At 71.5% G+C, this 19,895-nt stretch carries 17 protein-coding genes; 11 read left to right on the forward strand and 6 right to left on the reverse strand.

Annotated features, from left to right (window positions below; genetic code table 11):
- Positions 1-3: 3 nt before the first annotated feature.
- The 5 genes from AC07PU_RS17640 (at position 4) to AC07PU_RS17660 (ending at position 6,273) form a co-directional block, all read left to right on the forward strand.
- Positions 4-1,851 carry an ATP-binding response regulator gene (locus AC07PU_RS17640; RefSeq protein ID WP_495319129.1) on the forward strand — a complete coding sequence of 616 codons (1,848 nt, stop codon included), beginning with the start codon at positions 4-6 and terminating at the stop codon, positions 1,849-1,851.
- Between the two features lie 9 nt (positions 1,852-1,860).
- On the forward strand, positions 1,861-3,111 hold the full coding sequence (locus tag AC07PU_RS17645; protein WP_398492109.1) for a cation:proton antiporter domain-containing protein: 1,251 nt from the start codon (positions 1,861-1,863) through the stop codon (positions 3,109-3,111).
- A gap of 287 nt (positions 3,112-3,398) precedes the next feature.
- Positions 3,399-4,235, forward strand: a complete 837-nt coding sequence (locus tag AC07PU_RS17650; RefSeq protein ID WP_495319130.1) for a MipA/OmpV family protein — start codon at positions 3,399-3,401, stop codon at positions 4,233-4,235.
- A 15-nt stretch (positions 4,236-4,250) separates the two neighbouring features.
- Positions 4,251-4,928, forward strand: coding sequence for a response regulator transcription factor (locus AC07PU_RS17655; protein ID WP_093339483.1), 678 nt, complete (start codon positions 4,251-4,253; stop codon positions 4,926-4,928).
- Positions 4,918-6,273, forward strand: coding sequence for a sensor histidine kinase (locus tag AC07PU_RS17660; protein WP_495319131.1), 1,356 nt, complete (start codon positions 4,918-4,920; stop codon positions 6,271-6,273). The genes AC07PU_RS17655 and AC07PU_RS17660 overlap by 11 nt, the downstream gene beginning before the upstream one ends.
- Positions 6,274-6,279: 6 nt before the next feature.
- Here AC07PU_RS17660 and AC07PU_RS17665 read toward each other — a convergent pair whose 3' ends face one another.
- The 4 genes from AC07PU_RS17665 to AC07PU_RS17680 all read right to left on the reverse strand — a co-directional run bounded on the left by AC07PU_RS17665 (position 6,280) and on the right by AC07PU_RS17680 (position 10,445).
- Complete coding sequence (locus AC07PU_RS17665; RefSeq protein WP_495319133.1) at positions 6,280-7,221, reverse strand: lipase secretion chaperone; 942 nt, start codon at positions 7,219-7,221, stop codon at positions 6,280-6,282.
- Positions 7,218-8,174, reverse strand: coding sequence for an esterase/lipase family protein (locus AC07PU_RS17670; protein ID WP_495319135.1), 957 nt, complete (start codon positions 8,172-8,174; stop codon positions 7,218-7,220). The genes AC07PU_RS17665 and AC07PU_RS17670 overlap by 4 nt, the downstream gene beginning before the upstream one ends.
- Positions 8,175-8,392: 218 nt before the next feature.
- Positions 8,393-9,733 carry a heavy metal sensor histidine kinase gene (locus tag AC07PU_RS17675; RefSeq protein WP_495319137.1) on the reverse strand — a complete coding sequence of 447 codons (1,341 nt, stop codon included), beginning with the start codon at positions 9,731-9,733 and terminating at the stop codon, positions 8,393-8,395.
- 34 nt (positions 9,734-9,767) lie between these two features.
- Positions 9,768-10,445 (reverse strand): heavy metal response regulator transcription factor, encoded by a 678-nt coding sequence (locus tag AC07PU_RS17680; RefSeq protein WP_057594849.1) that lies wholly within the window; start codon positions 10,443-10,445, stop codon positions 9,768-9,770.
- 162 nt (positions 10,446-10,607) lie between these two features.
- On the opposite strand from AC07PU_RS17680, the gene czcI reads away from it, so the two are divergent.
- From czcI to AC07PU_RS17710, 6 genes are all read left to right on the forward strand, one after another.
- Positions 10,608-10,985, forward strand: coding sequence for a cation efflux protein, CzcI family (gene czcI / locus AC07PU_RS17685; RefSeq protein WP_057594848.1), 378 nt, complete (start codon positions 10,608-10,610; stop codon positions 10,983-10,985).
- A 104-nt stretch (positions 10,986-11,089) separates the two neighbouring features.
- Positions 11,090-12,484, forward strand: coding sequence for a TolC family protein (locus tag AC07PU_RS17690; protein WP_495319139.1), 1,395 nt, complete (start codon positions 11,090-11,092; stop codon positions 12,482-12,484).
- Between the two features lie 8 nt (positions 12,485-12,492).
- Positions 12,493-13,938, forward strand: a complete 1,446-nt coding sequence (locus tag AC07PU_RS17695) for an efflux RND transporter periplasmic adaptor subunit (protein ID WP_495319141.1) — start codon at positions 12,493-12,495, stop codon at positions 13,936-13,938.
- A 9-nt stretch (positions 13,939-13,947) separates the two neighbouring features.
- Entirely contained in the window at positions 13,948-17,211 is a 3,264-nt protein-coding gene (locus AC07PU_RS17700; protein ID WP_495319143.1) for a CusA/CzcA family heavy metal efflux RND transporter, read from the forward strand.
- On the forward strand, positions 17,201-18,103 hold the full coding sequence (locus tag AC07PU_RS17705) for a cation diffusion facilitator family transporter (protein WP_495319145.1): 903 nt from the start codon (positions 17,201-17,203) through the stop codon (positions 18,101-18,103). Before AC07PU_RS17700 ends, AC07PU_RS17705 begins: the two co-directional genes overlap by 11 nt.
- 58 nt (positions 18,104-18,161) lie before the next feature.
- Positions 18,162-18,533, forward strand: a complete 372-nt coding sequence (locus AC07PU_RS17710; RefSeq protein WP_495319147.1) for a hypothetical protein — start codon at positions 18,162-18,164, stop codon at positions 18,531-18,533.
- Here AC07PU_RS17710 and mog read toward each other — a convergent pair.
- Positions 18,530-19,120: a molybdopterin adenylyltransferase gene (gene mog / locus AC07PU_RS17715; protein WP_495319149.1), complete on the reverse strand. Its 591-nt coding sequence runs from the start codon at positions 19,118-19,120 to the stop codon at positions 18,530-18,532. The genes AC07PU_RS17710 and mog overlap by 4 nt on opposite strands.
- Before the next feature lie 61 nt (positions 19,121-19,181).
- Positions 19,182-19,838 (reverse strand): ribosome biogenesis factor YjgA, encoded by a 657-nt coding sequence (gene yjgA, locus AC07PU_RS17720; RefSeq protein ID WP_296775977.1) that lies wholly within the window; start codon positions 19,836-19,838, stop codon positions 19,182-19,184.
- Positions 19,839-19,895: the final 57 nt, after the last annotated feature.

A 19,895-nucleotide genomic window follows, 5' to 3' on the forward strand; every position in this document is an offset into this window, starting at 1 on the left:
CCGATGACCAGCGCCGCAGCCCGCGATCCGAACGGCGAGCCCCTCGACCGTGCCCTCGCGCAGCGTGTGCTGCGCGAGCACCTGGCGTCGTTCTATGCCTCGCGCAACGTCTCGGTCGCCACCCACATCGGCTTCGCGATCGCGCTCGGCGTCGCGACCTTCGAGCGCAGCTCGATCCTCGCGCTGCTGTGGCTGGGGCTGGTGGTCGCCACCGATCTCGCGGTGCTGCTGGCGCCGCGCTGGCATGCCGGCATCCCCGATGCCATGAGCGCGACCTGGGCGCGCCGCTATGCCGCGCAGGTCACGCTGCTGAGCGTCGTCGCGGCGCCGGTGCCGGCCTTCTTCATGGCGCGCGACGACCTGGTGACGACCACGCTGCTGGTGGTGGTCATCATGAGCGGCTGGACCCGCTCGATGCAGTCGCTGTGCTCGCTCAAGCCCGCCTTGTTCGGCTACGGCATCCCGATGATGGCGGGGCTGGTGCTCGCGCTGGCCTGGCAGGGCGACGGCGTGCACCTGTTCCTCGCGGTCTTCGGCGCGGTGCACCTCGTGCTGACCTTGCGCATCGCGACGCGCCAGCACCGCGTGCTCGACGAGGCGCTGCGGCTGCGCTTTCGCAACGAGGTGCTGGCCGCGCGCCTGGGCGAGCAGGTGGTGGCCACCGAGCGCGCGAGCCAGGAGAAGAGCCGCTTCCTCGGCACCGCCAGCCACGACCTGCGCCAGCCGCTGCATGCCATCGCGCTGTTCGGTGCCGCGCTCGAGAACGAGCTGCGCAACCGCCCCGAGGGCCGCAACGCCGAGCGGCTGATGCGCGCGGTGCATGCGCTGGGCCATTCGCTCGACACCATGCTCGACGTCTCGCGGCTCGATGCCGGCGTGGTCGCGCCGGCGCTCGACGCGGTGCCGCTCGATGCGCTGTTCCTGCCGCTCAACCACACCTTCTCGGCCCAGGCCGAGCAGCGCCAGCTGCAGCTGCGCGTGCGCGCCAGCGGCCTGTGGGTGCGCAGCGATCCGCAACTGCTGCACCGCATGCTGTCGAACCTGATGGACAACGCGCTCAAGTACACCTGGCGCGGCGGGGTGACGGTGATCGCGCGCGACCGCGGCGAGGTGGTGTGGATCGAAGTGCGCGACACCGGCATCGGCATCGCGCCCGAGCAGTCGGGCCGGATCTTCGAGGAGTTCTACCAGATCGACAACCCGGGCCGCGACCGCTCGCGCGGGCTCGGCATCGGGCTGGCGATCGTGCAGCGTCTGTCGCGCCTGCTCGGTCATCCGGTGCAGGTGCATTCGCGCCTGGGCCGCGGCACGCACGTGCGCGTGGTGGTGCCCGCCGCGCCGGCGCGCGACGAGGCCTGCGCGCCCGCCGCCGCGGCCGCGCCGCCGTGGCGCCAGTCCTTCACGCCCGCGCCTTCGTTCGGGCCGCGCGCGCCGATGCCGCGCATGGAACCGATGCCGCGCCGCGTGCTGCTGGTCGACGACGAGGCCGACATCCGCGATGCCATGACCGGCCTGCTGCGCCAGCACGCGATCGACCTGCACGCGGTGGCCGACGAGGCCGCCGCCGCGCAGGCGCTGGCGCGCGCCGGCGCCGAGGGCCGGCCCTACGACCTGCTGCTGTGCGACTACCGGCTGGCCGACGGCTCCGACGGCCTCGATGCCGGGCTGCGCCTGCGCCGGAGCCAGGGCGGCCGGCTGCCGCTGCTGCTGGTGACCGGCGAGACCGCGCCGCCGCGGCTGCAGCGCGTGCGCGAGTCGGGCGTGCCGGTGCTGTTCAAGCCGGTGGTCGAGGAGTCGCTGCTGCGCGCCATGGCCGCGCTGTGGACCGAGGCCGAGCGCGGCGGGACTTAACATCCGGCCATGTCCGCCACGACGCTGCTGCTGCAACTGATCGTCATCCTCGGCACGGCCCGCGTCTGCGGATGGGTGCTGCGCCACCTCGGCCAACCGGGCGTGGTCGGCGAGATGGCCGCCGGCCTGATGCTGGGGCCGGCCGTCATGGGCGCGCTGTTCCCCTCGCTGCATGGCCAGATCTTCGCGAAGGAGTCGCTGGGCGGCCTGTCGGCGCTCGCCACCGTGGGGCTGGTGCTGTTCATGTTCGTGGTCGGCCTCGAGCTGCGCGCCTCGCAGGGCGTGAAGGCGCAGCTCAAGTCGGCCGGCTGGGTCGGTATCGCCAGCGTGATCGCGCCGCTGGGCCTGGGCCTGGCGATCGCGCCCGCGCTGCATCCTTCGCTGGCACCGGCCGGCGTGGGCTTCTGGCCCTTCGCGCTGTTCATCGCGGCGGCGCTGTCGATCACCGCGTTCCCCGTGATGGCGCGCATCCTCAAGGACCGCGGCCTGACGCGCACCCCCTTCGGCCAGCTCTCGCTGGGCGCGGCCGCGGTGGTCGATGTCTTCGCCTGGGTGCTGCTGGCCTTCGTGGTGGCGCTGGCCGGCGCGGGCGAGGGCTACCTCGGGCTGCTGCGCACCGGCGGCGGCGCGGTGGCGCTGTTCGCCTTTTTGTTCCTCGGCCTGAAGCCGGCCTATGCCTGGCTGCTGCGCACCCGCGCGCCCGACGGCGAGCCCTCGACCACGGTGCTGGCCTCGCTGATGATCGGCCTGCTGGTCTCGGCCCTGCTCACCGAATGGCTGCACCTGCACGCGGTGTTCGGCGCCTTCCTGTTCGGTGCCTGCCTGCCGCGCGACGACCGCCTGCTGCGCTCGCTGCAAGAGCGCATCGAGCCGCTCTCGATCGTGCTGCTGATGCCGCTGTTCTTCGCGCTCGCGGGGCTGGGCACCACGGCCAGCGCCTTCTCGGGCGCGGGCATCGGCGCGCTGCTGCTGATCGTCGCGGTCGCCAGCATCGGCAAGCTGGCCGGCGGCGCGATCGGCGCGCGCCTGGCCGGCTACGGCTGGCGCGACAGCCTCGCGACCGGCGCGCTGATGAACGCGCGCGGGCTGATGGAGCTGATCGTCATCAAGATCGGCCTCGACGTCGGCCTGATCGGCCCCGAGCTCTTCACCATGCTGCTGGTGATGGCGCTGGCGACCACGGCGATGACGGGGCCGCTGATCAACCTCGTGATGGGGCGCAAGGCGCGCGCAGCCGAGGCGGCGCGCGTGGAGTCCTAGGCGCAGGCGGGGGCGCCGGTGCGGCCGGGGGCACGCGCGCCGGCGCCTTGCGCGCGGACCAGGGCGAGGGCACCCAGGGCGCGGGCATCAGCGCGGCGTGCTGCATCGCGCAGCCGGGTGTGGGTTCAACAAAAGCATGGGCATCGGCGGCTCCGGTTCGAAGAGGCGCGCATCCTCGGCCCGCCCGTCTTTCCGCGGGCTTACCGTACGGACGCGGGCCGGTAAGACCGCGGTAAGACTGCCGCATCGAGCATCCGGGCTTCCCTGACAACCCGATTGGCTCCGCCATGCCGCGTGCTTCCTCGCTCTCTTCCTTCTCCCGTTGCCTGCCCGTGCTCGCGGGCCTGTCGCTGACCCCGTGGGCCGTGCCCGCCTGGGCGCAGGACACGGCCCTCGAACAGCCGCTCGCCGAGCCTTCCGCCGCCCCGTCCGACGACCGCGCCCGCTGGGGCCTGGGCCTCGCTGCCGGCGTCAGGCAGCAGCCCTACACCGACGCCGGCAACAAGTCGCAGGGCCTGCCGCTGGTCTACTTCGAGAACCGCCATGTGCGCGTGTTCGGCACCGGCGCGGAACTCAAGCTGCCGGCGCTCGAGCTGGGCGGCCGCTCCTCGCTGTCCTTCGGCCTGCGCGCCCGCTACGGCCTGGGCGGCTACAAGCCCGACGATGCGCCCGTGCTCTCGGGCATGGAAGAGCGCAAGGGCAGCATCTGGCTCGGCGCCGGCCTCGTCTGGCGCAACGAGCTGGCCGACGTCTCGCTCGAATGGCTTGGCGATGCCTCGGGCAAGAGCAAGGGTCAGCACCTGCGCCTGGGCATGCAGCGCGACTTCCGCGCCGGCCGCTTCACCTTCACGCCGCGCCTCGAGGCCGTGTGGGTCGACGACAAGTACGTGGACTACTACTACGGCGTGCGCGCGCAGGAGGTCCGCATCGGGCGTCCGCTCTACCTGGGCCGCTCGAGCGTCAACACCGAGATCGGCCTGCGCGTGGGCTATGCGATCGACCGCCACCAGTCGGTGTTCCTCGACGTCGGCTCCACCCAGCTGGGCAAGCAGATCAAGAACAGCCCGCTGGTGAACCGCTCGAGCCTGGGTTCGGCCTCGGTCGGCTATCTCTACCGTTTCTGAGGCATCCTCGGGCGCATGAACCGGATCGCGCTGATCGAAGACCACGAACGCATGGCCGCGCTGGTCTGCAAGGCGCTGTCGGGCGCGGGCATCGAGGCCGATGTCTTCGGCCGCATCGACAGCGCCGCGCATGCGCTGCGCGACACCGCCTATGCGGCGCTGGTGGTCGACCGCGGCCTGCCCGATGGCGACGGCCTGGAGCTGGTGCGCCGGCTGCGCGCGGCCGGCACGCGCACGCCGTGCCTGATGCTGACCTCGCGCGATGCGCTGCACGACCGCGTCGATGGCCTCGAGTCCGGCGCCGACGACTACCTGGCCAAGCCCTTCTCGATGGAGGAACTGGTGGCGCGCGTGCGCGCGCTGCTGCGCCGGCCGGTGCAGCTGCAGAGCCTGTCGCCGGCCCATGGCGACATCCGCATCCAGCCCGACAGCGGCACGCTGGCCTGCGGCCCCGAGGCGGTCACGCTGGCGCCGGCCGAGCTGCAGATCATGCTGTGCCTGGTGCGCGCCGGCGGGCAGACCGTGCGGCGCGGCGCGCTCGAGTCGGCCGCCTGGGGCCTGTCGGAAGCGGTCACGCCCAATGCGCTCGACGTGGCCCTGCACCGGCTGCGCAGGAAGCTGCAGGCCGTGGACTCGCGCTTGCAGATCGCCAACGTGAGAGGCCACGGCTATGCGCTTCGCGATGCCGCGTAGCCTCGGCACGCGCCTGCTGGTCACCTACGTGGCGGGCGTGCTCGTGTGCATCGTGCTGATCGCCGCGGGCGGTGCCGTGGCGTTCGCGCTGCGCGGCCAGGTGTTCAACGAGAGCATCGCCAACCATGCGCGCCTGATCGCTCGCGCGCTGCGCTTCGACGCGGCCGGGCAGCCGGTGGGCCTGGACGAATCCCGCCTCACGATGTGGCTCTATGCGGGCCTGGGCCGCGAGACCTCGGTGCGCGTGCTCGACGCGGCGGGCCGGGTCGTGCTGCCCGCGGGGCAGGGCCTGGCGACGCTGCGCGCGGACAACGGCAGCTTCGAGCCGGAAGGCCGCTCCTTCGACGCGGTGGCGGACGGCCTGCCGATGCGGGTCGCGACCGAGGCCATCGAGCATGGCGGCCGGCGCTGGTACGTGCAGGTGGCGATCAGCCGGCGCTTCATCGAGGTCATGGAGCGCGCCGTCGGCCTGCCGGCGCTGGGGCAGGGCATGCTGTTCGCGAGCCTGGCCTCGGTGCTGGTGTTCGCCGTCGCCATGTACTTCACGCTCGGCCGCATGCTGCGGCCGCTGCGCGCGGCGTCCGACAGCGCCGCCTGCATCACGCCGCGCACGCTCGATGCGCGGCTCGAGGTGCGCGGGCTGCCGTCCGAGATGCTGCCGCTGATCGAGGCCTTCAACCGCGCGCTCGACCGGCTCGAGCGCGGCTATGTCGCGCAGCAGGATTTCCTCGGCACGGTGGCGCACGAGCTCAAGACCCCGCTGGCGCTGATCCGCGCCCAGATCGAGCTGCATGGCGCGGGCGATGCCGGCTTCGATCGCGAGGCCCTGCTGCGCGACGTCGACCAGATGGCGCGGCACGTGAACCAGCTGCTGCACCTGGCCGAGGCCACCGAGCTGCGCAACTACGAGATCGGCCTGGTGCACCTGGCCGCGCTGGTGGACGAGGTGGGCGACTACCTGGCCCGCCTGGCCGAGCGCCGCCAGGTGCGGCTCGACCTGCGCGTGGCCTCCGAGTCGCTCGGCTGGCGCGCCGATCGCGGCGCGCTGTTCACGCTGCTGAAGAACCTGCTCGAGAACGCGATCCAGCATTCGCCGCCGAACGCGACGGTGCGGCTGGTGGCCGATGAGCAGCGAATCTCGGTGTGCGACCAGGGACCCGGGCTGAGCGCCACCGAGTTGCCGAAAGTCTTCGAGCGCTTCTGGCGCGGCGCCGGACGGCGCGACGAAGGCTCGGGCCTGGGGCTCGCGATCTGCCAGGAGATCGCGCTCGCGCATGGCTGGCAACTGACGGTGCGCAGCGCGGCGCCGGGCGCCGAGTTCGTCGTCGCGCGCGAAAGCGCCTAGCGTGCCCTAGCGCGGTGTCATCGACGGCGCCGCGGCCGCCGCCTGCGCGCGCAACTGCAGCGCCGCTTCCAGCCGCAGCCGTTCCTCGGGCGTGAAGAGCTGCTGCTTCATCTGCTCGAGCGACTGCGCATCGGCCTTGCCCGACTGCAGCGCCGCGTACTGCGCGAGCCGTCCCTGCCAGTCGCGTTCCTCGCGGTCGAGCTGCGCGAGCTGCTGCGCGGCCGGCGCGCCGTACTGCGCGCTGCGTTCGGCGAAGCGTTCCTGGTCGCTGGCGCCACGCGCCTCGAGCGCCGCGGTCTGCGAGGCCACCTGGAGCTGGGCCACGGTCTGGGCGCGCTGGGCGCGCTGCGTCTCGCCGAGACTGCGCTCGTTGTCCTCGAGCGCGGCCTGGCGCTGCGCGGGCGTGAGGGCGGTGTTGCGCTCGATCTCGAGCCGCGCGAGGCTGTAGCGGTCGAAGTCGTCGTCGGCACCGAACAGCGCCTGGTACTCGTCGGGCATGAAGTGTTGTTCGCGCACCCGGCGGCGCGCCTCGACCGTGTCGCGCAGCGCGCGCGGGTCGCCGAGGTCGGCCGGCAGCTGCAGCGCGCCGAGCGCCACGCGGTAGTCGACGTAGCGGCCCAGCAGCGCGCGGGCACGGGCCGCCTCGTGCGGCGCGAAGTGCGCGGGCACCAGCGCCTCGACGCGGCGCTTGAGGTCCTCGGGGCTCGCGGCCTCGCCGGCCTCGAGCAAGAGCGCCTCGATGCGGTCGCGCAGGTGCGGCGTGAGGAAGCTGTCGGCGATGGCGGCGGGCTCGGTGGCCGCGGGTGCCTGCGGCAGCGGCGCGGGGCCGGCCGATGTCGCCTCGCCTGTGCGCGCCTCGCTGTCCGCCGGGCCCGACGCGCCGAACCACCAGCCGCCGAGCGCCACCACCGCGGCCGCGGCCAGAACCAGGGGCCAGCGGCGCGTCACAGGCCGATCTGCTTGAGGCGGGTGGCGTGCTGGCGGTACAGCGCGACCGGATCGGGCGCAAGCCAGTCGCGCACGCCGAGCAGCTGGTTCACCTCGTCGAGGTGGTTCTGGCGGTAGTCGCCCAGGTGCTTGCCCAGGCGCGAGGAGCACACGGCCACCAGGCCGTCGTTGGTCTCGCCGAAGCTCAGGCTCAGCAGGCCGAGCGAAGCGTCGCTGGGATCGAGCAGGTTGGTCACGGGCTGCTTGCCGGTCCACGAGTAGTAGCGCACGCCACCGACCACCTCGGCGCCGTCGCCGCAGCCCGTGGGCACGGCCTGCGGGAAGCGGCGCGTGAAGTCGGCCGAGCCGGCCGCGGTCAGCGAGTTCAGCGCGGCCACCGGCATCTGCGGCAGGCCGGTGCCGCCCGAGCCGAGGTTGATGAGCGCGACGAAGGCATTCACCGCGCCGTTGAGCACGGTCTCGCTGAGCGAGCCGGCCGGCACGGTGCCGCGCAGGATGTCGGCCACGCGCGAGCCCTTGTTCGGGCCGGCCACCGAGGTGACCGAGGCCACGAGCTGCGGCGCCACGCCGGCCACGTAGCGGATGGTCGGACCGCCATGCGAATGGCCCACCAGGTTGACCTTGGCGGCCCCGGTGATCGCCATGATGTTCTTCACCTGCGCGAGCAGCTGCTCGCCGCGCACCTCGGTGCTGTTGGCGGCCGACACCTGTGCCACGAACACGCGCGCGCCGCTGCGCTGCAGTGCCGAGGGAATGCCGTACCAGTAGTCGACGCCGAACAGCGAATCGAAACCGAACAGGCCGTGCACGAGCACGATCGGGTAGCGGGTCTGCGTGGCGTTGTCCTGCGCCTGCGCGGGGGCCGCGAGGCCGAGAAGGCTCAGGGGGCCCAGCAGGGCGAAGACCGTCGTAAGCGCCAGGCGGCGCAGCAGACCACCGAAAAATCCATTCATGCTCATCTCCTTGAGTGCCGGTTAATAAAACGAACGTCCGTGCTTTTTATTGAGGGCGGATTCTTGGGGGAGCAACGCCTGCGCCGTATCGGGATAAACCCGGCTCGGCCGACGAAAGGTACGCGCAGTTCCGCGAAGGAAGCCCAAAGTTCTCGGGCGTTGCGTGCGCGATGAAGAAGAAAGGCGTCAGCGGCCCGCGGCGGCCGGACGCCCGCGCATCACGGGTGCGTTGGCACCGTGAAGCCGATGCGCGTCGTGCCGTCCTGGCTGGAGGCGAACACGCGGCCGCCGTGCATGCGCGCGATCGCCTCGACGATAGCCAGGCCCAGCCCATGGTGGCGGGCCGAGCCGTCGCGCGCCGGGGCCGCGCGGTAGAAGCGCTCGAACAGCCGCGGCAGCACCTCGGGCGCGATGGCGGCGCCGCGGTTGACGAGCACCAGCGCGATCGCGTCGCGCTGGCTGCCCGGGCCGGTGTCGGGCCCGATCTCGATCGCGATGGCCGAGCCCGGCGCCGCGAAGCGGATGGCATTGCCCAGCAGGTTCGACAGCGCGCGGCGCACCAGTGCCGCATCGACATCGACCCTGGCATCGCCTTCGACGCGCGCCTGCAGCCCGGCCTCCTCGAGCATGGCGTCGTGGAAGTCGATCACGTCCACCGCCTGCGCCGCCAGGCTCACGGTCGCGCGCGAGCGCGTCGCGCCGCCGCGCTCGGCCTGCGAGAGGAACAGCATGTCGGTCACGATGCCCGAGAGGCGGCCGATCTCCTCGAGGTTGGAGGCCAGCACGGCCTGCAGCTCCTCGTTGCCGCGCGGCCGGGTCAGCGCGAGCTCGGTCGAGCCGATCAGGTTGGCCAGCGGCGTGCGCAGCTCGTGCGCCACGTCGGCATTGAAGGATTCGAGCTGCACGTAGGCGCCCTGCACACGCAACAGCAGTGCGTTGAACTGCGTGATCCAGGGCCGCAGCTCCTCGGCGAAGGCCAGCGCGTCGATCGGCTCGTTGGGCCGGTCGGGCGCCATCGCCGCGGTGCGCTCGGCCAGCGCCTTGAGCGGCCGCAGACCGCGCCGCACCAGCCAGAAGCCGGTCAGCGAGACCAGCGCCGTGCCCAGCAGCACCGCGCCCAGCAGGGTCCAGGCCAGGCGCTCGAGCAGGCGCGCGTCGTTGGCCACGCTGATGCCGATGGAGACCGTGAGCGGCGCAGTCTGCGCGCCCGGCGCGCGCCACGGCATCTGCCGGTCGCTGCGCACCCAGCGCCCGCCCGTGGGCGGCGCGGAGCGGAAGATGGTGTCGCCCGTGGCCGTGACGATGGAGAGGCTGAACTCGTCCTCCATCGAGAAGAAGTCCTCGAGCTTGTGCCGCAGGGTCGAGAGATCGCCGGCCTTCTCGCCCTCGGCCAACAGGTGCTGCACCAGCTCGGCCTTGTGCGCGATCTCGGTGTCCTGCTTGGCGCCGAAGTTCCAGGCCGTGACCAGGTAGACCGCGAGGCACACCACGCTGAGGCCGAAGAAGGTCTGGGCCGCGAACCAGAGCGAGAGCCTGCGGCGTATCGAGGGGGCACGCATGCTCGCCGGAGAGAAGGGAGCGGGGACCGGGCCCTCAGGCCCAGGAGCGGTCTTCGAGCACGTAGCCCATGCCGCGCACCGTGTGCAGCAGCTTCACCTCGAAGGGATCGTCGATCTTGCCGCGCAGCCGGCGGATCGCCACCTCGACCACGTTGGTGTCGCTGTCGAAGTTCATGTCCCACACCTGCTCGGCCAGCGTGGTGCGCGAGAGGATCTGGCCGCGCCGGCGCAGCAGCACCGTCAGCAGCATGAATTCCTTCGAGGTCAGGTCGACGCGCTTGCGCGCGCGCTGGCACTTGCGGCTCGCGAGGTCGAGCTCGAGATCGGCCAGACGCAACACGGTGGCGTCTTGGGCCTGGCCGCGGCGCAGCAGGGCCTGGATGCGCGCGAGCAGTTCCGAGAACGAGAAAGGCTTGACCAGGTAGTCGTCGGCGCCCTGCTGCAGGCCGTTGACGCGGTCCTCGACCTTGTCGCGCGCGGTCAGCACCAGCACCGGGACGTTCTTGGTGCGGCGTATCGCCTTGAGCACCGCGAATCCGTCGATGCCCGGGAGCATCACGTCGAGCAGGATCAGGCCGTAGTCGCCCTCGGTGGCCAGGTAGCGGCCTTCGATGCCGTCGCGCGCGATGTCGACGACGTAACCGTTCTCCTCCAGGCCTTTCTTGAGGTAGTCGCCCAGCTTGGGCTCGTCCTCGATGACAAGAATTCGCATCGCCGGATGGTAATGAAACAGGGGCTCCGCAGGGGGTTACAAATTCGTAATCCGCTTGACGGACAAAGCCCTGTCGAGGCGTCGTACAGTGCGCTGCACCCGCGTTCCGTGGGGTCTTGAAAGCCTCGGTGCCGCAGGTGCCGTCGATATACTCCCGCTCCCATGCGCCGCTGGCTGTTGATCTTCCTGGTGTTCCTGCTTCCGCTCCAGTACAGCTGGGCGATGTCGGCCGCCTATTGCGCGCACGAGCAGGACGCGCAGACACAGCACTGGGGCCACCACGAGCATCCGGGCAACGCGGCCGAAGACCGCAGCCACGCCGATGCGGGTACGTCGAAGGACGCCGGCAACGTGCCGAATCCCGCGATCGGCGACTGTGCCCTGTGCCACTTCGGTCATGCGCAGCATGCGGTGGCGGCGCCTGCCGAAGTGCCCGGCATCGCCTTCGTTCCGCAGGGCCCGCGCGCCGTGCTCGCCGAGTCCTTCGACTCCCACATCCCCGAAGTGCCCGTGCGCCCCGCATGGACTCTCGCCGCCTGATCCGGCGAGAGCACGCCTTCATTCCCTTTTCGCACTGACACCGTTCATGCACTGAGCTCTCGCCGGATTTTCCCGTTCGTTGTTTCGCAACCCAGGAGAATCCGATGCGCACGCTCTTCGTGCCGCTGGCCGTGTTGGCCTTGGCGGTACCCCCGGTCTTCGCCCAGCCTTCGCTGCCCACGCAGCAGGCCGCGACCGGCACTTCCACTTCTGCTGCCTCATCGCAGGCCTCCGTCAGCCTCGAGCCCGCGGGCCCGCTGACCCTGCGCAGCGCGCTCGCGCTGGCGTTCCAGGCCAACTCGGGCCTGTTCGCGGCCCGGCGCGAGCGCGAGGCCACCGATGGCGCGCTGGTGCAGGCCGGCGCCTGGCCCAATCCCACGCTCGACGTGACGCTCGAGGACACGCGGCGCGACAACCGCACCACCACGGTCCAGCTGAGCCAGCCGATCGAGCTCGGCGGCAAGCGCGCGGCGCGCGTGAGCGCGGCCGAACGCGCACGCGACCAGGCCGAATCCGCGCTCGCGGCCAAGCGCGCCGAGCTGCGCGCCACCGCGATCACGCTGTTCTTCGAGGTGCTCTCGGCGCAGGAGCGGCTGCGGCTGGCGCAGGACTCGGTCGGCCTCGCGCAGGCGGCCACGCGCGCCGCGGCCAACCGCGTGGCGGCCGGCAAGGTCTCGCCGCTCGAGGAAACCCGCTCGCGCGTGGCCGAGGCCGGCATCCGCGTCGAGCTGATGCAGGCCGAGGGCACCCTGCGCACGGCGCGCCAGCAACTCGCGGCGCTGTGGGGCAATCCGGCGCCGCGCTTCACGCAGGTCGACGGCGCGGTCGACCGCCTGCCGCAGCCCCTGGGCGAGCAGGAGGTGGCGCTGCGCCGTGCCGAGGCACCGGCGCTGCGCCAGGCGCGGCTCGAGGTCGAGCGCCGGCGCGCGCTGTCCGAGCTGGAGCGCGCCAAGCGCATTCCCGACGTGACCGTGTCGCTGGGCGCCAAGCGCGTGCCGGCCTCCGAGGGCGAGGGCGGTGCCGGCAGTTCGCGCCGTGACCAAGTGGTGCTGGGCCTGTCGGTGCCGCTGCCGATCTTCGACACCAACCGCGGCAACCTCGCCGAGGCCCTGAGCCGCGAGGAGAAGGCGCGCGACGAGCTCGCCGCGGCCGAACTGCAGCTGGGCGCCGACCTGGCCCAGGCGAGCGAACGGCTGCGTTCGGCGCGTGCCACCGCCGAGACCCTGCAGCGCGACGCGCTGCCCGGCGCGGCCGAGGCCTGGCGCGCGGCCACCAAGGGCTTCGAGCTCGGCAAGTTCAGCTTCCTCGAGGCGCTCGATGCGCAGCGCACGCTGTTCCAGGTGCGCGCGCAGTACCTGCTGGCGCTGGCCGAGGCGCACCGCGCCGCGGGCGAACTCGACCGGCTGCTCGGCACCGAGGGCCTGTCCGACGACCTCGCCACCCCGGCCCCCATGGCCGCCATTCCCGCCGCCACCCCCCATTCCGCTGTCACCCGCTGAGGTTTCCCATGAGCATCGAACAAGAACGCAAGAACGCCGCGCCCGCCGTGGGCCGCAAGCAATGGATCGCGATCGCCGTCGTGCTGGCCGTGGGGCTGGCCGTCGGCGCGCTGATCCTGCGCACCGGAGGACCGTCGAAGCCCGCCGGCGGCCACGCCGAGTCGGCCGCGCATGCCGACGAGGAGCACCACGAGAGCGGCAAGGAGGCCGCCGGCCATGGCCATGACCACGAGGAGGCGAAGGGCCATGCCGATGGCGAGCACCACGAGGAGGAGGGCAAGGGCGAGAAGAAGGCCGAGGCCGGCGATGACGGCCACGGGCACGGGGCCAAGGAGGAGGCCAAGGGCGAAGCAAAGGGCGAAGCGAAGGGCGAGATCAAGGCCGAGCCCAAGGCCGCCGCCGGCGGGCACGAGGGCGAGGACCGCAGGATCGCCTTCACCGAGGCCCAGATCAAGGCCGCCGGCGTGGCGATCGAGACCACCGGCCCCGCGAACATCCGCACCGCGCTGCAGCTGCCGGGCGAGATCCGCTTCAACGAGGACCGCACGGCGCACGTGGTGCCGCGCGTGCCGGGCGTGGTCGACAGCGTGCCCGCCAACCTCGGGCAGGAGGTCAAGCGCGGCCAGGTGCTGGCGGTGATCTCGAGCCCGGCGCTGTCGGAGCAGCGCAGCGAGCTGCAGTCGGCGCAGCGCCGGCTCGAGCTGGCGCGCAGCACCTACGAGCGCGAGAAGAAGCTGTGGGAGGAGAAGATCTCGCCGCAGCAGGACTACCTGCAGGCGCAGCAGCTGATGCAGGAGGCGCAGATCGCGGTCGCCAACGCGAACCAGAAGCTGCTGGCGCTCGGCGCCGTGCCGGGCTCGGGCGGCGGCTCGCTGGGCCGCTACGAGCTGCGCGCGCCCTTCGACGGGCTGGTGGTCGAGAAGCACATCTCGCTCGGCGAATCGGTCAAGGAAGACGCCAACGTCTTCACCGTGTCCGACCTGTCCACCGTCTGGGCCGAGATCAGCGTGCCGGCGCAGCACCTGCCGCTGGTGCGCACCGGCGAGACGGTCCGCATCCGTTCCACCGCCTTCGACCAGGTGGCGCAGGGCAAGGTCTCGTACGTGGGCGCGCTGCTCGGCGCGCAGACGCGCACCGCGACCGCGCGCGTGACGCTGACCAACCCGCAGCGCGTGTGGCGCCCGGGGCTGTTCGTCAATGTCGAGCTGGTGGCCTCCGAGCTGCAGGCGCCGGTCACGGTGTCGGCCGAGGCGGTGCAGAGCGTGGAGGACAAGCCCACCGTGTTCCTGCGCGTGCCGGGCGGCTTCCTGCCGCAGGCGGTGCAGACCGGGCGCAGCGACGGACAGCGCATCGAGATCACCGGCGGGCTGAAGCCGGGCCAGGCCTATGCCGCCGCGGGCAGCTTCGTCGTCAAGTCGCAGCAGGGCAAGGCCTCTGCGACCCACACCCACTGAGGACGCACGATGTTCGAACGTGTGATCCGATTCGCCATCGAGCAGCGCTGGCTGGTGCTGCTCGCGGTGCTGGGCATGGCCGCGCTCGGCGTGTTCAGCTACCAGAAGCTGCCCATCGATGCGGTGCCCGACATCACCAACGTGCAGGTGCAGATCAACACCGCCGCGCCCGGCTACTCGCCGCTCGAGACCGAACAGCGCGTGACCTACCCGATCGAGACCGTGATGGCCGGCCTGCCGGGCCTGCAGCAGACGCGTTCGCTGTCGCGCTACGGGCTGTCGCAGGTGACCGTGATCTTCAAGGACGGCACCGACATCTACTTCGCGCGCCAGCTCGTCAACGAGCGCATCCAGTCGGCGCGCGAGAAGATGCCCGAGGGGATCTCGCCGGTGGTGGGGCCGATCTCCACCGGCCTGGGCGAGATCTACCTCTGGACCGTGGAGACGGAGGAGGGCGCGAAGCGGCCCGATGGCCAGCCCTACACGTCCACCGACCTGCGCGAGATCCAGGACTGGATCATCAAGCCGCAGCTGCGCAACGTGCCGGGCGTGACCGAGATCAACTCCATCGGCGGCTATGCCAAGGAGTTCCAGATCGCGCCCGATCCCGCCAAGCTGCTCGCGCACGGCCTCACGATGACCGACATCGTGACCGCGCTCGAGCGCAACAACGCCAACGTGGGCGCGGGCTACATCGAGAAGCGCGGCGAGCAGTACCTGATCCGCGCGCCGGGCCAGGTGAAGTCGGCCGAGGACATCGGCAACGTGATCCTCGGCAACGCGCAGGGCGTGCCGCTGCGCGTGTCCGACGTGGCGCAGGTCGGCATCGGCCAGGAGCTGCGCACGGGCGCCGCCACCGACAACGGCCGCGAGGTGGTGCTCGGCACGGTGTTCATGCTGATCGGCGAGAACAGCCGCAGCGTCTCGCAGGCGGTCGACCGCAAGATGCAGGAGATCAACCGCACCCTGCCCGAGGGCGTGAAGGCGGTGACGGTGTACGACCGCACGGTGCTGGTCGACAAGGCCATCGCCACCGTGAAGAAGAACCTGCTCGAGGGCGCGGTGCTGGTGATCGCGATCCTGTTCCTGTTCCTCGGCAACATCCGCGCGGCCATCATCACCGCGCTGGTGATCCCGCTGTCGATGCTGTTCACCTTCACCGGCATGGTGAACCAGCGCATCAGCGCCAACCTCATGAGCCTGGGCGCGCTCGACTTCGGCATCATCATCGACGGCGCGGTGGTGATCGTGGAGAACTGCGTGCGGCGCCTGGCCCATGCGCAGGCCCACAAGGGCCGGCCGCTCACGCGCAGCGAGCGCTTCCACGAGGTCTTCGCGGCCTCGCAGGAGGCGCGCCGGCCGCTGCTGTTCGGCCAGCTGATCATCATGATCGTGTACCTGCCGATCTTCGCGCTCACCGGCGTCGAGGGAAAGCTGTTCCACCCGATGGCCTTCACCGTGGTGATCGCGCTGCTGGGCGCGATGATCCTGTCGATCACCTTCATTCCCGCGGCCGTGGCGCTGTTCATCGGCAGCAAGGTCGGCGAGAAGGAGAACCGGCTGATGTCGTGGGCGCGCCGCGCCTATGCGCCGCTGCTGGCGCGCGTCATGAACGCCAAGCCGCTGGTGATCACGCTGGCCTCGGTGGCGGTGGTGCTGTCGGGCCTGCTGGCCACGCGCCTGGGCACCGAGTTCGTGCCCAGCCTCAGCGAGGGCGACTTCGCGATCCAGGCGCTGCGCATCCCGGGCACCAGCCTCACGCAGTCGGTCGAGATGCAGCAGCAGCTCGAGCGCACGCTGAAGGCGAAATTCCCCGAGATCGAGCGCGTGTTCGCGCGCACCGGCACGGCCGAGATCGCTTCCGACCCGATGCCGCCGAACATCTCCGACGGCTACATCATGCTCAAGCCCGAGAGCGATTGGCCCACGCCCCGGCGCAGCCGCGCCGAGCTGCTGGTGGCGGTGCAGGAGGAGGTCGAGAAGCTGCCGGGCAACAACTACGAGTTCTCGCAACCGATACAGCTGCGCTTCAACGAGCTGATCTCGGGCGTGCGCAGCGACGTGGCGGTGAAGATCTTCGGCGACGACATGGCGGTGCTCGAGAAGACCGCCGCGCAGGTGGCCGGCGTGCTCAACGGCATCGGCGGCGCGGCCGAGGTCAAGGTCGAGCAGACCACGGGCCTGCCGATGCTCACGGTGGAGATCGACCGCGGCAAGACCGCGCGCTACGGCCTCAACGTGGGCGACGTGCAGGACGCGGTCTCGACCGCGGTCGGCGGCCGCGAAGCGGGCATCCTGTTCGACGGCGACCGGCGCTTCGGCATCGTGGTGCGCCTGCCCGAGAACCTGCGCACCGACCTGGAGGCGATCCAGCGGCTGCCGATCGCGCTGCCGCGCGGCACGGCGGCGCCCGCGGGCATCGCCGGCAGCACGGTGCAGGGCGCCACCGGCGCCGCGCCCGAGGGCCAGCGCCTGAGCTTCATCCCGCTCGGCGAGGTCGCCACCCTGTCGGTCGCGCCCGGTCCCAACCAGATCAGCCGCGAGGACGGCAAGCGCCGCATCGTGGTCAGCGCCAACGTGCGCGGGCGCGACCTCGGCTCCTTCGTGGCCGAGGCCGAGCAGGCGATGCAGTCGGTGCGCATTCCCGTGGGCTACTGGACCGACTGGGGCGGCCAGTACGAGAACCTCGAGTCGGCCACCCAGCGGCTGCAGATCGTGGTGCCGGTGTCGCTGCTCCTGGTGTTCGTGCTGCTGTTCGCGATGTTCGGCAACCTCAAGGACGGCCTGCTGGTCTTCACCGGCATCCCGTTCGCGCTCACCGGCGGCATCGTGGCGCTGTGGCTGCGCGACATCCCGCTGTCGATCTCGGCCGCGGTGGGCTTCATCGCGCTGTCGGGCGTGGCGGTGCTCAACGGGCTGGTGATGCTGTCGTTCATCCGCAACCTGCGCGAGGGCGGCCTGCCGCTCGATGCCGCGATCCGCGAGGGTGCGCTGACCCGGCTGCGGCCGGTGCTGATGACCGCGCTGGTGGCCTCGCTGGGCTTCGTGCCGATGGCCATCGCCACCGGCACCGGCGCCGAGGTGCAGCGGCCGTTGGCCACGGTGGTGATCGGCGGTATCCTGTCCTCGACCGCGCTCACGCTGCTGGTGCTTCCGCTGCTCTACCGCATCGCGCACCGGCGCGACGAGGAAGAGACCGAGGAGGAAGCCCGCGAACGGCAGCAGGGCGCGCCGATCGACCCCGAACCGCGAGCCGCATCCCATGGCCCATGAGCATTCGCACGGCGCCGGCGCGAACGAGAAGGCACTGCGCTGGGCGCTGCTGCTGACCTCGACCTACCTCGTGGCGGAGGTGGTCGGCGGGCTGGTCTCGGGCAGCCTCGCGCTGCTGTCCGATGCCGCCCACATGTTCACCGACACGGTGGCGCTGGCGATCTCGCTGGCCGCCATCCGCATCGGCCAGCGGCCGGCCGACCGGCGCCGCACCTTCGGCTACCACCGTTTCGAGATCCTCGCGGCGGTGCTCAACGCGGTGCTGCTGTTCCTGGTGGCGATCTACGTGCTCTACGAGGCCTGGCGGCGCATCGCGGCGCCGGCCGAGATCCAGTCGACCATGATGCTGCTGGTGGCCGCGGGCGGGCTGGTCGTCAACCTGATCGGCATGCGCCTGCTGGCCAGCGGCAAGGACAAGAGCCTCAACGTCAAGGGCGCCTACCTCGAGGTCTGGGCCGACATGCTCGGCTCGGTGGGCGTGATCGTCGGCGCCCTGGCGATCCGCTACACCGGCTGGGCCTGGGTCGATTCGCTGATCGCGGTGGCCATCGGCCTGTGGGTGCTGCCGCGCACCTGGCGCCTGCTGCGCGAGAGCCTCAACGTGCTGCTCGAGGGCGTGCCCGACGAGGTCGACCTGCCCGAGGTCGAGCGCGCGCTGCTCGCGAGCGAGGGCGTGGCCAGCCTGCACGACCTGCACGTGTGGGCGCTGTCCAGCGGCAAGGTGAGCCTCAGCGTGCACGTGGTGAGCGCGCCCGGTGTCGACGACCTCGCGCCGCTGGTGCAGCGGCTGCGCGCGCTGCTGGCCGAGCGCTTCGACATCCACCATTCGACCGTGCAGGCCGAGCGCGTGCCTTGCGAGCAGGCGGGGGAGACGCACGGCTTCGGCGCCTGAGCGGTTCGTGACTCGCGGATGGCGCACAATCCGCCGCGAATCACAGCACACAGGACCGATGAGCCGCAGCCACCGCCAGTCTTATTCGCCCGCCATCGAGGCCGCCGCCCGCGCGCCGCGCCGCCGCAAGGCCAGCCCATCCGCGCATTCGCCGATGGCCTTCGACGCGGCAGCGGCGCCCGCGGATTCCGCTCCCTCCACGAGGACCTGGCGCTCGACGGTGGTCGGCGCCGCCATCGGCTTCGGCATCGTGCTGGCGCTGGCCATGCAATGGCTCATGACCTGGCAGATCGACAACGCGCAGCAGCGCCGCGAGCAGCAGAAGCAGCTGCGCGCGGCCGCCTCGCGCTGCTACGAGCAGGTTTCGAATGCCGCGGTGCAGGCCTGCCTCAAGGAGGTCGAGGCCCGAAGCGCGGCGGCCCAGCCCTAGCGCGCGGGCCGGATCGCCGATTTGGGCCGGAAGGCCTTGCAGACCGAATCGTCGGTCTCGAGGTAGGGCCCGCCGATCAGGTCGATGCAGTAGGGCACGGCCGCGAAGATGCCGGGCACGAGCTGCGTGCCCTCGGCGTCCTTCAGGCCTTCGAGCGTTTCCGCGATCGACTTGGGCTGGCCCGGCAGGTTGATGATCAGGCTCTTGTCGCGGATCACCGCGACCTGGCGCGAGAGGATCGCGGTCGGCACGAAGCGCAGGCTGATCTGGCGCATCTGCTCGCCGAAGCCCGGCATCTCCTTGTGCGCCACGGCCAGCGTGGCCTCGGGCGTCACGTCGCGCAGCGCGGGGCCGGTGCCGCCGGTGGTCAGCACCAGCGAGCAGCCGGCGTCGACCAGCTCGATCAGCGCGGCGCTGATGCCGGGTGCTTCGTCGGGAATGAGCCGGGGCTCGAAGTCGATCGGATTCCTGAGCGCGCGGCGCAGCCAGTCCTGCAGCGCGGGCAGGCCCTTGTCTTCATAGGCGCCGCTCGAGGCGCGGTCGCTGATCGAGACGATGCCGATGCGTACCGGATCGAAACCGCTCATTGAAACACCTCCGTGCTTCGCACTGCGGTGCGAGCTTGCTTGGGGCGGCCCGGCGCGGCGCTCATGCATCCTCCTCCCGGCCCTGTTCCGCCGCGGCCGCCGCATGGTCGTCGCCGCCATGCACCGCGAGCTGCTCGCGCACGAGCTGGAACACCTCGCGGTAGGCCTTGCCCTGGCGCGGCGCCTCGCCGGCCGGGCCAGCCTTGATGTCCTTGCGCGCCTGGCGCACGAGGGCGCGCAGCTGCTGGGCATCGGTGGCCGGGTGGGTCTCGATCCAGCCGCCGAGCGCATCGTCGTCGGCGATCAGGCGGTCGCGCCAGCGTTCGGCCTCGTGCAGCAGCGCGGTCTCGGCGGCCGGGCCGCTGGACTGCTCGGCCAGCGCGGCGCGGATCGCCTCGATGGTGGGCTCGTCGAGCTTGCGCATCAGCTTGCCGATGAACTGCATCTGGCGGCGCTTGCCCTCGAAATTGGTGATGCGCTTGGCCTCGTGGATCGCCTCGACCAGCTTCTCGCCGAGCGGCAGCGCGTCGAACAGCGCGGCGCGCAGGGTCATGAGCTCTTCGCCGAGCTTCTGCAGTTCGGCGCTCTCGCGCTTGAGGTCGGTGCGGCTGGCATCGTCGGTGCCCTTGAGCTCGCGCTTGAGCTCCAGGTCGAGTTCGCTGCCTTCGGCGACGAACTGGCCGCGGACGAAGTAGCCTTTTTTGGGTTTGCGGGACATGGGGATGGATTCTGTGCCGCGCCGCGCGGCGGTGCAACGCGGCGGGACCGAGGGGAA

The sequence above is a fragment of the Variovorax sp. GW821-FHT10D07 genome (assembly GCF_059415325.1).

Coding starts and splice junctions, on each gene's coding strand:
- AC07PU_RS17640 (WP_495319129.1), top strand. CDS start 4: ATGACCAGCGCCGCAGCCCGCGATCCGAACGGCGAGCCCCTCGACCGT.
- AC07PU_RS17645 (WP_398492109.1), top strand. CDS start 1,861: ATGTCCGCCACGACGCTGCTGCTGCAACTGATCGTCATCCTCGGCACG.
- AC07PU_RS17650 (WP_495319130.1), top strand. CDS start 3,399: ATGCCGCGTGCTTCCTCGCTCTCTTCCTTCTCCCGTTGCCTGCCCGTG.
- AC07PU_RS17655 (WP_093339483.1), top strand. CDS start 4,251: ATGAACCGGATCGCGCTGATCGAAGACCACGAACGCATGGCCGCGCTG.
- AC07PU_RS17660 (WP_495319131.1), top strand. CDS start 4,918: ATGCCGCGTAGCCTCGGCACGCGCCTGCTGGTCACCTACGTGGCGGGC.
- AC07PU_RS17670 (WP_495319135.1), bottom strand. CDS start 8,174: ATGAATGGATTTTTCGGTGGTCTGCTGCGCCGCCTGGCGCTTACGACG.
- AC07PU_RS17675 (WP_495319137.1), bottom strand. CDS start 9,733: ATGCGTGCCCCCTCGATACGCCGCAGGCTCTCGCTCTGGTTCGCGGCC.
- AC07PU_RS17680 (WP_057594849.1), bottom strand. CDS start 10,445: ATGCGAATTCTTGTCATCGAGGACGAGCCCAAGCTGGGCGACTACCTC.
- czcI (WP_057594848.1), top strand. CDS start 10,608: ATGCGCCGCTGGCTGTTGATCTTCCTGGTGTTCCTGCTTCCGCTCCAG.
- AC07PU_RS17690 (WP_495319139.1), top strand. CDS start 11,090: ATGCGCACGCTCTTCGTGCCGCTGGCCGTGTTGGCCTTGGCGGTACCC.
- AC07PU_RS17695 (WP_495319141.1), top strand. CDS start 12,493: ATGAGCATCGAACAAGAACGCAAGAACGCCGCGCCCGCCGTGGGCCGC.
- AC07PU_RS17700 (WP_495319143.1), top strand. CDS start 13,948: ATGTTCGAACGTGTGATCCGATTCGCCATCGAGCAGCGCTGGCTGGTG.
- AC07PU_RS17705 (WP_495319145.1), top strand. CDS start 17,201: ATGGCCCATGAGCATTCGCACGGCGCCGGCGCGAACGAGAAGGCACTG.
- AC07PU_RS17710 (WP_495319147.1), top strand. CDS start 18,162: ATGAGCCGCAGCCACCGCCAGTCTTATTCGCCCGCCATCGAGGCCGCC.
- mog (WP_495319149.1), bottom strand. CDS start 19,120: ATGAGCGGTTTCGATCCGGTACGCATCGGCATCGTCTCGATCAGCGAC.
- yjgA (WP_296775977.1), bottom strand. CDS start 19,838: ATGTCCCGCAAACCCAAAAAAGGCTACTTCGTCCGCGGCCAGTTCGTC.